Source organism: uncultured Paraglaciecola sp., from assembly GCF_913058035.1.
Classification (GTDB): domain Bacteria; phylum Pseudomonadota; class Gammaproteobacteria; order Enterobacterales; family Alteromonadaceae; genus Paraglaciecola.
In genome coordinates this window covers 52116-65203 of record NZ_CAJXPA010000005.1, presented here as the reverse complement: position 1 = coordinate 65203, position 13088 = coordinate 52116, and the positions used below count along the sequence as shown (strand labels likewise).

8 protein-coding genes are annotated in these 13088 nt (G+C 38.5%); 4 read left to right on the top strand and 4 right to left on the bottom strand.

The features are described 5' to 3' along the window. Positions 1–268: 268 nt before the first annotated feature. On the top strand, positions 269–2002 hold the full coding sequence (locus QZ562_RS01640) for a protein adenylyltransferase SelO family protein (protein WP_293756079.1): 1734 nt from the start codon (positions 269–271) through the stop codon (positions 2000–2002). Positions 2003–2987: 985 nt separating this feature from the next. Here the strand turns inward: QZ562_RS01640 and QZ562_RS01635 are convergent. From QZ562_RS01635 to QZ562_RS01620, 4 genes are all read right to left on the bottom strand, one after another. Continuing rightward, entirely contained in the window at positions 2988–3983 is a 996-nt protein-coding gene (locus QZ562_RS01635; RefSeq protein ID WP_293756077.1) for a catalase family peroxidase, read from the bottom strand. 736 nt (positions 3984–4719) lie between these two features. Further along, positions 4720–5118 (bottom strand): MmcQ/YjbR family DNA-binding protein, encoded by a 399-nt coding sequence (locus QZ562_RS01630; protein ID WP_293756075.1) that lies wholly within the window; start codon positions 5116–5118, stop codon positions 4720–4722. A gap of 71 nt (positions 5119–5189) precedes the next feature. Next, entirely contained in the window at positions 5190–5753 is a 564-nt protein-coding gene (locus QZ562_RS01625; RefSeq protein ID WP_293756073.1) for a phosphoribosyltransferase family protein, read from the bottom strand. Between the two features lie 78 nt (positions 5754–5831). Further along, a complete protein-coding gene (locus tag QZ562_RS01620; protein WP_293756071.1) occupies positions 5832–7043 on the bottom strand; it encodes a lipoprotein-releasing ABC transporter permease subunit in 1212 nt (403 codons plus the stop codon). A gap of 130 nt (positions 7044–7173) precedes the next feature. Between QZ562_RS01620 and QZ562_RS01615 the strand changes: the two genes are divergently transcribed. From QZ562_RS01615 to QZ562_RS01605, 3 genes are read left to right on the top strand one after another with little or no spacing between them, the layout of a single operon-like run. Beyond that, on the top strand, positions 7174–7767 hold the full coding sequence (locus tag QZ562_RS01615; protein WP_293756069.1) for a PilZ domain-containing protein: 594 nt from the start codon (positions 7174–7176) through the stop codon (positions 7765–7767). A gap of 25 nt (positions 7768–7792) precedes the next feature. Next, positions 7793–11287, top strand: a complete 3495-nt coding sequence (gene mfd / locus QZ562_RS01610; protein ID WP_293756067.1) for a transcription-repair coupling factor — start codon at positions 7793–7795, stop codon at positions 11285–11287. Next, positions 11287–12987, top strand: coding sequence for a CsiV family protein (locus tag QZ562_RS01605; protein ID WP_293756065.1), 1701 nt, complete (start codon positions 11287–11289; stop codon positions 12985–12987). The genes mfd and QZ562_RS01605 overlap by 1 nt, the downstream gene beginning before the upstream one ends. Positions 12988–13088 lie beyond the last annotated feature (101 nt).

Genomic DNA, 13088 nt, shown 5'->3' with positions numbered 1-13088 from the left:
ATATTCGGGTGCTAAGTGAGCAACTTATTTATGCTTTACATGTAGAATTAGAAATTTTAGCTAGATGTATGGCTCGAAAGCCTAGTCCTCACTACAAGCAAGCAATAAATATCTACATGGTACGAACATTAAAGACGACTCAATCTGTTACGTTACTGACAATTGATTTTGTTATACTCTTTATTAAATTTTTTATTAATTTTTTATTAATTTTTTATCAATTTTGCCAATTAATTCAAACTTCGATGCCTGCCCTAAGGACAATTTTATGAATAATCAACTACCCCACCCCCCCAAAAAAGTCGAAACGCTCAACGAGCTAGCAAAATTAGCAAACTATTCACTTATGGACACACTTAACTGCGATCCTGATGCTACATCAAACGGAATAGACTATTTACCGCGACAGGTATTCACAGGCCATTATGTACCCGTTAACCCAACCCCAATTAAAAACCCAGAGTACGTTACACACAGCAAGGATTTTTTTCGGGAGCTCGGTTTTGCAGACAGTATGGCAACATCAGCCGACTTCGTGCGAATGTTTTCTGGTAATATTTCAGACGTGCCGGAACCGATGCGAAACATCGGTTGGGCAAGTGGTTATGCCTTGTCAATTTATGGCAGCGAATATATCCAGCAGTGCCCATTTTTAACTGGCAACGGATACGGAGACGGTCGCGCAGTTTCCGTGCTTGAGGCGGTCATCAAAGACAAACGTTGGGAAATGCAACTAAAAGGTGGCGGACGAACGCCATACTGCCGTGGCGCGGACGGCCGTGCGGTCCTGCGATCGAGTATCCGAGAATTTTTGGCACAGGAGCACATGCATTCGCTTGGTGTGCCAACTTCACGGTCTTTGAGTTTGTACGTTTCGAAAACGGAAGAGGTTAAACGTCCATGGTACTCTCAGGGTTCGCGTTCTAAGGATCCTGATATGCTTATATCAGAAGCAGTAGCTATATCGACGCGTGTTGCACCGTCGTTTATACGAGTTGGTCAACTTGAGCTATTTGGTCGTCGAGCCCGTAAAAATGAACATCCTAAAGCGATGGAAGAGCTTGAAAAAATTGTGCTGCACGTCATTGATCGTGAGTACGAACATGTCATTGATAAGCAACTAAGCACTCCTGAAAAAATACTATCGTTGGCTTACGAATTTCGCAACCGCCTGACTTCACTTATGGCTAACTGGATACGCGTTGGTTTCTGCCAAGGCAATTTTAACAGTGATAACTGTGCTGTCGGTGGTTTCACACTTGATTATGGACCCTTTGGTTTTTGCGATGAATTTAATCCGCACTTTCAGTCTTGGATAGGTGGAGGTCACCATTTCTCGTTTTTGAACCAACCCATGGCAGCACAACGCAACTTTCAAATGTTTTGTAAGGCAATGCTTCCTCTGATGACGTCACATAAAAATCACATGCTACAACTCGATGAGATCCAAACTGATTTTTCAAAAGTGATGCAAACTCAAATGCATAAAATGTGGGCTGCCAAACTTGGACTCAGCACTTTTAATGAACAGCTGTTTATTGAGCTTGAAAAACTGATGACGCAAACGCCAGTAGATTACACCATCTTCTTTCGTGAACTTTCAAATGTACCTGATGACATAGTCCCACTCAAAAAGAGCTTTTACAAAAACACAAAACACGCCATGGCAGATCTAGAAGACATTAATCAACGCTGGTCACAGTGGCTGACAAAATGGAAGTCGCTCATAGGCAGTGATGAACTTACTTCACCACTTTCTCATGCGCAAGTTTCTGAGCGGATGAAACAAGTCAATCCAAAATATATTTTGAGAGAATGGTTTGTTGTACCTGCTTATCAGCAAGCGGCCGAAGGGGACTACACCTTGGTGCGAGAGTTACAAGAAGTAATGACACAACCATACGCCGAGCAATCAAAAGATATGGAAGATAAATATTACAGACTAAAACCACCCGAGTTCTTCGAAGTGGGTGGCTTATCTTATTATAGTTGTTCGTCGTGATTTTTAGAAAAAGATTTAACTAAGGTTGAGACACTTTAGGCGGCTTCTTAGCCGCCTATTTTTTGCTTACAAGCTTATGCTTACTGCGAATTAACCTCGACCCAATTTATAAGGTTAATCATTTTTGATTATTTTAAAAATAGCCACATCATTATTTTTTGTCGACGTCTGCACTATATCAATAACCAAACATTGCCCCTTATTTTTCTTTAGGCTAAGGCATTGGTTTTATTTACTTTGGTACTGATTTAGATTGGGTTAATTAACAGGGTATGAATAATCAATCTTATGAGTGCACAACTATCGCATCGAGTGATGGTTATAAATATGGCGTTGATATTAGTGCAATATGAATCCATTTATTTAACGCACAAACCATTAAGCACGGCGTCGGTATTGTCCTAGTAAAGTGCATGAAGGATCCACTTTGAATATAATAACTTTAAAAATATCGATAAAGAAAATATTTATGCTTTATGGCCCAGGTTCACTTATCCTTACAATGACATTAATAGGTAAGGTTCTAAATCAAATATTTCAATTCACCAAGATAATAGCAACAGTAATGATTATACATTCAGTTTTGTGTTCGCAGAGTATCAGTTTTAAACATCAATTTTTGTTATAACAAACTGGGGGAGTCTTCCTGATTCTATATAAAAATAGATATAATAATGATTGCTCAACGGCCTTTAATAATCAGACACATTGTTAAATGTAGCTTGATAATCAGAGTAATGTTTATCTTTTGAAGCAGACATTTTTATATGCAGTTGAGCATGCTGGGAATTTAAGCTGAATTAGTTATTGTATAAATAGAGTTTAAAATAGAGTTTAAAATTGATGTCTGATTAGTTAAATATATTGGATTGTTAGACATACCTAGCGATAGTTCAACAATCTCAAGTTGATTAGTTGTTTGCAGCAAAACGTCTACCTTCTGGTAAACGCTTGTATCCGTTAGAATAAATAGTGAGTTAACTATTTATTGATTACTCAATCTTTTGCCAAAAGAAATAGCATAAGCAGGTGAACGCATTCTCAACACTGGGTCTGCGCTTGGTGTGAAACCTGCGGACATCATATTAGGATCAAAGTTAGTATTTTTACATGCATCACCACCACTGGTTGTGATGATCACTTCGCCAAGCGAAACCTGTGGGCGTTCACTGGGCCACTGCTGTGATGGGTCAATATCGCTGTCTTGTGCCTCACCTAAGCTTGCCATAATTGTAAAACTAACTGTTTCTTCTTTAAGTTGTTGACTAAAAGTATCAGCTAAAAATTCAGTTGGCATTTTAATCGCATCTTCTTTTTCCAACGTCTTTACACCTAAACTTGGCTGAATACTCCATCGAAATTTAGTTTTTTGACCATTAGGCTGTTCAAAGTAAAATGTGTGAATACCAAAAAATGCGGTATTGGCGTAAGAAGCAGGAGTTTTAGCTGTTTGATTCCACATCACATTAGCTAATACGCTGGGGTTTTGCTGGACAAAATCCATGGTTTTGGCTGGATCTGCGTTTCCATTTTCATCAGGAAGGAATGTAGATAGAAAGCCTAAAAAGGTTTCAGGATCTTTGCCAGCAAATACCGGGAAATTGTTGCCTGTGAACGTGTGCAAAGAACCGTCAGGCAGCTTAATTTGTATGCCCATACCACGAGTACCTGGTGCTTTCTCATCACTGCTCGGGCTAGCACCCCCAACTGAAAAGCGTATAGATACTGGTAATTCACCGCTTGATAACAAAGCAGAATCTGTAAAGTGTTTGTTCGATGCTGGAACAAATGTTCCAGCTGCACACATTCCTTTAGCATGAGCTTTTCTAAAGCCTGGGTGTTTACCACCTAGCTTTTCAAACATTTCAACTAAGTCTATTGCCTGTACTTGTTTATCATTTGTTTCTGCACTCAAATTTGCAGCTACACCTACAATGAGAAAACCAGCAGTGATGGTTGAGGTGATGAGATTAAACTTCATTTTATTCCTTAATCTTGTTATTAAATTTGTGGAAGTACACACAAAAACTTGGCAGTTAAATAAAAGCTTTTCTTAAGATTAACATTCTTATTTTATTAAGAATAATCAGAGTAAAGGATAGCCTCATCATTAATAAGTAATGAAAATTTTCCAAGGTATGGTTTGAATGTTGTTAAGTGATTTTTCGAATTTTCAAGCTGAATTTTACTAGAGTTTTCTAAAAGATATTCTTACTTCAGTAAAAACTCACACATTAACAAAATATTCAAACACCTAACAATAATAACGAGTTTGATTTTATATTTTCTAAATTAACTTGTCTCTTAATCTCAGGTCTGTATCAAAATAGAGAAATTTTTGATAAAAACTAATGATGTAAAATCTACGAATTTATTCGGATTTTGCGGCGTTTAATGTTCTTCTAATTTGCAGTGACAGGATTACAAAGTAACGGTTGTCGTCAAAAAATTTAATCATTAGTTGCCGAGAAAACTTATCAAATAGCCACTGATCTTTACACATCTCGCCATCCAAAACCCATAACAAGACCCAAAACAGCCTATTTGAACCCGCTGTAATGCTCATCACACGATGTTATAAAAAAATGACTTAACTAAAGTCATCATCGTTAGTTAACAATTCAAAAAACTTTCATAAACCATGAATGTTAAAACACCTTCAAATTGAGGCCAGCTCAATCGCTTTTAACCTTGCTAGCACTTTTGGTTATTGACCGTTAAAGTCTATCTAGGATCGCTTGTTGGTCTTCCATAATCATATTATTAACCACTAAGTTAAAAGAATTATCCATCATTCGCTGTATTTCGCTGTTTGGGACCGAACCATCTAGCTTGATGGTGTTCCAGTGCACTTTGCTCATATGATATCCAGGGATAACAGAAGGAAATTTGTTGCGCAATGCGATGGCTTCTTGTGGATCACACTTGAGGTTTACCCGCCAAGAACTATCTTCTTCATCAATAGATAATTTTTCTCCCTTACCCGTTTTGTCCACGGCTAAAGTTGCGAACATTTTATGTTTAACTTTAAACACTGAAATATCATCTCCAAAAGGAAAAGTTTCTACCGTAAAAGGTTTGTTTGAAAGGTACTCTCTGACTTGTTGCTGGTCCATCTATTTTCCTCATACATTAAGAATGGGTAGCCACCTACCCCAATCTGTAAATTATTCTACGTTTGATAGGATCAATCTTGTTGTAACAAATGCATAACATTTTTTAAATCTGTTTTGCCTTTAATTATTTCATCTGGTGTTAATCCTGATATTTCATGGGGAAACACCAACCACTCGTCACTTTCATGAACAAAATAATCAGGCTCGATATCAGTTTTGTTATTTTTTGGTTTGTAATAAGGACAAGCTATACGCACGTCTTTTGGCATATTTGCGCGAGATAAATGTTTAATTTGTTTGATTAAGGCTTCAACACTGCGCCCTGTATCAAATACGTCATCCACAATCAGCAGGCTGTCTTGTGCATTAGCGTTTTCAATCAAATAATGTAAACCATGCACTTTAATAGTTTTTGATTGTTGATCAATTCCATAATAAGACGAGGTTCGAACCGCTATATGATCAGTTTGTACTTTTTTGAAATCAAAATACTCTTGCACTGCAATGCCAATAGGCGCGCCACCACGCCATATACCAATTATAAAATGTGGACGAAAGCCACTTTCATAAACTTGAGCTGCTACACGAAATGAATCTTCAAGTAGCTGTTGTGCAGTGATAAACGTTTTTTCCATTAAATAAACCTTAGAAATTTGTAGCGCGGGTACCGCAAAGTAAAACTTTATGTCTTCTATTGTATACCGAAGCTCAACTTATTCATATTTTAAAGCATCTGCCGGATTAACTTTTACGGCACGATACGCAGGATAAAGACTGGCCAGAAAACACAAAATAAGTGATGTGCCAATGAGAAAAACAACTTGTTGCCATTGTAAATCGGTAGGAACACCCTGCCCATCTGGGCTAAGAAATATTGGTAAATTAAATAACTTGACCAAATTATTGATTTGAGACACGAACAATACACCGGCAACAACACCGATTGCCGTCCCTTTTATGCCGTTGTATACACCATTAAACAAAAATATACCCATTATATTACTTCTTGTCATACCTTGTGTTAGAAGTATAGCGATATCACCTTGTTTCTCAGTAACCACCATGACTAAAGCCGATACTATATTAAACGCTGCCACCGAAATAATAAGTAGTAACATCAGCGACATCATATTTTTTTCCATCTTCACCGCATCAAATAACACACCTTGTTGATCTCGCCAGTTTGTAGAGCTGTAACCTTCTTTATCTAATGCTTGAACCACGCTTTTATAATCGAAAGCATCTTTTAAGAATAGACGAGTTTGGGCTAAACTTGGTGTTTTGCTTCTTAACAATCTAGCGAGATCATCAATATGCATCAATATTGCTTTGTCGTCCAAAGCAGAGCCCATGTTAAAAATACCGACAACACGAAACACTCTCTGGCTATAAATTCGCCCAAAGGGACCAAAATAACTATTTTCTGAGGCAATTAGTCGAGCTTGTTCGCCAATGCGTAAATTTAACTTGATAGAAAGAGCGCGGCCGATGACGATCCCATATTCACCTTTGACCAAGTCAGTAAACTGACCAACCAACATATTTTTGGCAATAATAGAGGAGCGTTGCATGATATCGGGTTGAATACCCTGAAATATAACACCTTTAAGTCCCTCTGAAGACTGTACTATACCTTCTGAGTCTATCTGTTGGACACTGGTTACGACACCTTCAATGCGATTAAACATATCAGCGCTGATATCTGCATCAGGTTTATTTTGTACCAATATATGCGGTGTGATCCCTAAATTACGTAACTTAAGTTCGCCCTCAAAACCATTCATTACAGACAGCACTGTGATCAATGCCATCAATCCGAGGGCGATACCTGCAACTGAGAAGAAATTGATAAAAGCAATGAAATGACTGCCTTTCGATGCTTTAGCGTAACGTAAACCAATAAAAGCTGAGAGTGGGTAAAACATTAACAAGGAAACTCTTATAACAACAAATCAGTTAAAATATTTAGCTTTAACTGTTGGTATAGTGGTGAATGATGTTGAATAATACGTGCTCCGAGTAAATCTCACAAGTAAAGCTAAGTTGGGTTTAAAAATGCAAGACATGACGCTAGAAGAAAAACATCAACAATTTGATGAGTTTTTTATGATTAAACACAATATTTTAGTCAATATGCGTTTAGTGGCAGATGATTTTGAGTTACCTGAAACTGATGATTTACACCAACATATGCCTTATGAATTCCAAATAGCAAGTGAACTATCAAGTATCGATACCAAGGCACTAAGACCGCTTCGCGGCTTAGGTGAACATGCTATTGAATTAGCTGAGTTTCTTAATCATCAATCTAGAAAAATTGATTTGATGATGTCTTTAATTCTTCAACAACATTCAGCACAAGAGCATACCTATCATTCAGTTCAATTTGGTGGCGGTGGCATAATACTTGACAGTGAAAACCAGTTATCAGTAGGCGATACGATCGAACTCAAGTTATTTATCAAAGAAGAAGCCACAGCCATTTTTTGTTTTGCTGAAGTTATTGCTTGTAAGCCTGTGGAGGATAAGTACCATGTGTCTATCATTTTTACTCGCATCCGTGAAGAAGACCAAGACTTATTAGTCAAAGCCAGTTTACACTTGCAGGCAGCAAATTTACGCAAACGCAAGAGCCAAGAAAAAACTTAAAAAAGAACGAGAACGAAATTAATTAATGACTCACAGTATTTTTTCGCCACCTTTACCGCACAATACTCTTAAATCAAAAAATGATGTTCGTCATTGGGGTAATCTCCAAGGCAGCAGCACGGCATTAATATTAGCTAATGCAGCAAAACTAGCCACCGGCCCGATATTATTAGTTACCGCAGATACGCCGAGTGCTATTAAGCTCGAAAAAGAACTCGATTATTTTTTACAGGGTCGAGCCGTTGATGTGCAACTTTTTCCAGATTGGGAGACGTTACCGTATGACAATTTTTCTCCTCATCAAGATATCGTTTCCCAGCGCCTAGAAACACTGTATCAACTTACCCAAAACGAGCGAAGAGTATTTATTGTACCCATCAATACCTTAATGATGCGTATGGCACCCGTAGATTATATTAGTAAATATTTATTAATATTAAAAATCAATCAAAAGATAAATATTGATGACTTTCGCTCAGGGTTGGAGCGTGCTGGATATTTGCATGTCAATCAAGTGATGGGACATAGTGAGTTTTCTATTCGTGGCAGTATTATTGATTTATTTCCAATGGGTAGCCAACACCCCTATCGAATTGATTTATTCGATGATGAAATAGACACCATCAGGCACTTCAATCCAGAAACTCAGCGATCTGGTGACAAAGTTGATGAAATTAAACTTTTACCTGCAAGAGAATTCCCTACGGATAAGGATGCCAGTTTATTGTTTAGGCAACAATATCTCGGCAAGTTTGCTGCAAATAACTCTAAAGAGTCTATTTATTACCAAGTAGGCAAAGGTCTGATGCCAGGTGGTATCGAATATTATTTGCCTTTATTTTTCGACAAGACCGCAACTTTATTTGATTATCTTAACCAAGATACAACCATATTAATGCACGGTGATTTACAAGTAGCCCATGAAAATTATTGGAAAGATGTTACTCACCGGTACGAACAATTACGCTATAACCTTGCAAGGCCTTTACTCCATCCAGCCGATATTTATATGCGTTATGAAGAACTTTTTGGAGCTCTAAAAGAGTGGCCAAGAGTTCAGATACAAAACGAAGTTCTAGATGCTAAAAGCGGGAGTTATAACTTTGCCACTGCATCAGTGGGTGACGTCGCGCTTAAACCACAAAATAAATTACCTTGGGCATCACTCAAACAACAAGTAGAAGAGTGGCAACAACGAAAAGTTAAAGTGTTGTTTAGCGCTGAGTCTGCTGGACGCCGAGAAGGGCTGTTAGAAATACTGTCAAAAGCTGAAATTAAGCCCAAGGTTTTTGAACATTTTAATGACTTTATGAAAAGTGCTGAGACGATTGGTATTTCAGTGGGAGCGGCCGAATTTAGTTTTTTACTGAATGAGCCTAAATGTGCTATCGCTTTTATTACTGAAACTGAGTTACTTGGGCATAAAATCAGCCATCGTCGCAAGCGTGATAAACGCCAAGGCACTGACGAAAATGCCATCATTCGTAATTTGGCAGAATTACAAGTAGGCCAGCCAGTGGTTCATTTTGACCATGGCGTGGGTCGTTATTTAGGCTTGCAAACATTAGACGCAGGCGGGATTACAACAGAATATTTAACCATAGAGTATGCCAAACAAGCCAAATTATACGTGCCTGTAGCGTCTCTTCATTTGATCAGTCGTTATAGTGGTGGTGATATTGACCATGCGCCTCTGCATCATTTAGGTACCGACACTTGGACAAAAGCCAAGAAAAAAGCAGCTGAAAAAGTGCGAGATATAGCTGCCCAGTTATTAGATGTTTACGCCAGACGAGCAGCCAAGCCTGGACATGCTTTTAAAATTGCTTGGGATGAATACCAAGCCTTTAGTGATAGTTTCCCGTTTGAAGAAACCATTGACCAGCAAAAAGCCATCAACGCTGTTATCCAAGATATGGGGTCAGGCAATGCGATGGACAGATTAGTCTGTGGTGATGTAGGTTTTGGTAAAACCGAGGTTGCAATGCGTGCGGCCTTCATCGCTGCTAACCAGGGTAAACAAGTTGCCATATTAGTTCCTACAACATTGCTTGCTAGTCAACATTTTGAAAATTTTAAAGAACGTTTTGTCAACTGTCCTTTTAGAATTGAAGTGTTGTCGCGTTTTGTCAGTGCCAAAGATGCGAAAGGAACCGTTATAGCTATCGGTGAAGGTAAAGTGGATATAGTGGTTGGCACTCATACTTTACTGCAAGACCGCCTTAAATTTAAAGATTTAGGTCTAGTCATCATCGATGAGGAACACCGATTTGGTGTTCGCCAGAAAGAGAAATTTAAAGCGCTTCGTTCAGACGTTGATATCTTAACCTTAACTGCAACACCGATACCAAGAACATTAAACATGGCCTTAAGTGGTATGCGCGACTTGTCTATCATCGCCACACCTCCAGCTAAACGTTTACCAATCAAGACCTTTGTGCAACAACGTAATAAAGGATTAATACGTGAAGCCATCATGCGAGAAATCTTGCGTGGTGGACAAGTCTACTTTTTACATAACGAAGTAGACACCATTGAACGTACTGCTGAAGAAATTGCTGAAATAGTGCCAGAAGCACGTATCGCTATTGGCCACGGTCAGATGCGCGAACGTGATTTAGAGAAGGTCATGTCAGACTTTAATCATCAACGTTTTAATGTATTATTGTGTACTACGATTATTGAAACTGGTATTGACGTACCCTCAGCCAATACAATAGTGATGGACAGAGCTGACCATCTTGGTCTAGCGCAACTTCACCAATTACGTGGCCGCGTTGGGCGTTCTCATCACCAAGCTTATGCTTATTTATTAACACCTCATCCAAGACGTTTAAGCAAAGATGCAGCAAAACGTCTAGATGCGATTTCATCCTTAGAAGAGTTAGGAGCTGGTTTTGCGCTGGCAACACACGATCTAGAAATTCGTGGTGCAGGTGAATTATTAGGTGATGGTCAATCAGGCCAAATTTCAAGTATCGGCTTCACTTTATATATGGACATGTTGGACCAAGCGGTTGAAGCACTCAAAGAAGGAAAAGAACCCTCTTTAGAATCCGCACTTGCTGAACAAACTGATATTGACTTACGTCTACCCGCATTGTTTCCTGATGACTACATTCCTGATGTGAATACACGTTTGTCCTTATACAAAAAACTTGCTGGCTGCAAAGATGAAAGAGCTGTCAATGAGCTACAAATAGAACTGATAGACAGATTTGGTTTGTTGCCACAAAGTGCTAAAAATCTATTAGATATGGCCATGCTTAAAATAAAAGCCAAACAAATTGGTATCTCCAAAATAGAAGGCACGAATAAAGGTGGATTTGTTGAGTTCTCACAGAAAACCCAAATTGACCCGAGTTTTATTATTAAGTTGATACAATCACAACCGAAAATTTACAAACTAGATGGCCCACAAAAACTTAAATTTAACGTGCCTACTGAATCAGCCAAAGATAGACTTGAGCTGTTCAATAGAATACTAACCGAGTTTAGCCAACAATTACGAGTTGCTTAATGACAGATAAAATAACCGTGCATCCTATAAAAAAAATAGTTTTGGGTGCTTTTTCTGTAAGCTGGGCAATTGCTTTTTTACTCAGTACCAGCGCTTTAACTCAGGCTGTTCATGCAGCTGAGCAGGAATGGTGGTTTGATGTTGAAGTGATTATTTTTGAACGTAATATAGATGCCGCTGATATATCTGAAAAATTCAAACAGTCTCGACTTGAGCAACCTGCAAATGACGTTATAGATTTAATTACACCCTATTTGAATCCCAATTTAAGCTATCTACGGGCGGGTTTACCTTATTGCCGAAATTCAAATCGATTAGCAGTAAAAACTCAATATGAACAAGACTTTAGTTTTCCCTTACCAGCGCCCGAAACAGAAAAGTCATCCGTAACGCAGACAGACAAACAACTAGAACAACCAAATCAACAATCAGGTCTTAATTTATCTATTAACCCTGATGAAGTAACTGAAAACACTGTTCAATATGAAGTTACTACAACAAATATCTTTGTTCAGCCCACTGACGAAGGGTCTCCAATACAGTCAACCGATGCCAGTTCTGATGTCGAAAATATTAGCCTATTTGACTCATCCCAAAATAATAGTACTGACTTAGCGTTACAAACAAATAGTGATATACCTGCTGAATTTGATTTAGTTCGACAACCCATTAAAGTTGAATTTATTGAATGGCAGATACCTAGCGAATTTCTTTGTGCTTACGCAGAACAGATTGACCCATCTTTTGCGTCAATGAACGCTTTGAAAGAAGATACACCGATTGCTCAATCAGCATATACAATCAAGCGCGTTCCAGACATCATCAATGGTGTTGAGTGGCAAAAAAGACGCAGCGCATTTTTGTTGCCTACTTCGACGATGTATATGCGCGACCTTTATGAAAAAATTAAAAGGCAGCGAGATATCACCCCAATATTACATCTAAACTGGCGCCAAGAAGTCAAGTTTAGTCGAGCTAAAGGCCAAACATTCAGGCTATTTGCAGGTGAAAATTTTGCTCAGAAATTTGATGCTAACGGTTTAGCTGCTGTTGATGACACGGATAGTTTGTTTGATAAATTGAATCAACCAACAGACGACTTTTACATACCCAAGCAGGAACTGGCAGGTTTAACACCAGAACAGCAACAAGTAATATTAACACGTGTTAGTGGCGAAGAACGAGAAGCGGTTACAGATGACTTATTGACAAGGATTGCCACTGCTTTAGCAGATGATACACCAGTTAACCTTGAGCAAGACATGAATACTAACCAGCAGGGCAAAATTGCTGACTCAGTCATGCTCAAAGAACTCTGGCAGTTAGACGGGGGGATAACTGTATATCTTCGTAATATAAATCGCATACCCTATTTGCACATCGATAGCACTTTGGATTTTAGACAGCCAATATTTGACCCAGATAAAGTTCAGCAAGTAAAAGGTTTGCCATCTAGTTTGCCTGACCAAAGTGTAATAATTGTGAACGAACTACCACAATCAATGGCTTTTCAACCCAACCTTCAGGAACCGGGCTCTCAAGAACCGAATTTTTTACAAAGCGTTAATTTTAATCAGCTCAGACGCGTTATCAGTAAACAAGTGCATTATTTTGACCATCCACTATTTGGTATGATTGTGCGCCTTAATCGTTATCGATGGCCAGAAGAAGACACCGAAATTAACAAAAACGAACTATAAACTGAAGAAATAAATGTATATTTATAGCAGCTCGAGGTCGACCTTAAGGGTATCAATCATAATTAGGCTACAGTTGTTACCATAACCACTTCGCCTTAATG

Coding starts and splice junctions, on each gene's coding strand:
- QZ562_RS01640 (WP_293756079.1), top strand. CDS start 269: ATGAATAATCAACTACCCCACCCCCCCAAAAAAGTCGAAACGCTCAAC.
- QZ562_RS01635 (WP_293756077.1), bottom strand. CDS start 3,983: ATGAAGTTTAATCTCATCACCTCAACCATCACTGCTGGTTTTCTCATT.
- QZ562_RS01630 (WP_293756075.1), bottom strand. CDS start 5,118: ATGGACCAGCAACAAGTCAGAGAGTACCTTTCAAACAAACCTTTTACG.
- QZ562_RS01625 (WP_293756073.1), bottom strand. CDS start 5,753: ATGGAAAAAACGTTTATCACTGCACAACAGCTACTTGAAGATTCATTT.
- QZ562_RS01620 (WP_293756071.1), bottom strand. CDS start 7,043: ATGTTTTACCCACTCTCAGCTTTTATTGGTTTACGTTACGCTAAAGCA.
- QZ562_RS01615 (WP_293756069.1), top strand. CDS start 7,174: ATGCAAGACATGACGCTAGAAGAAAAACATCAACAATTTGATGAGTTT.
- mfd (WP_293756067.1), top strand. CDS start 7,793: ATGACTCACAGTATTTTTTCGCCACCTTTACCGCACAATACTCTTAAA.
- QZ562_RS01605 (WP_293756065.1), top strand. CDS start 11,287: ATGACAGATAAAATAACCGTGCATCCTATAAAAAAAATAGTTTTGGGT.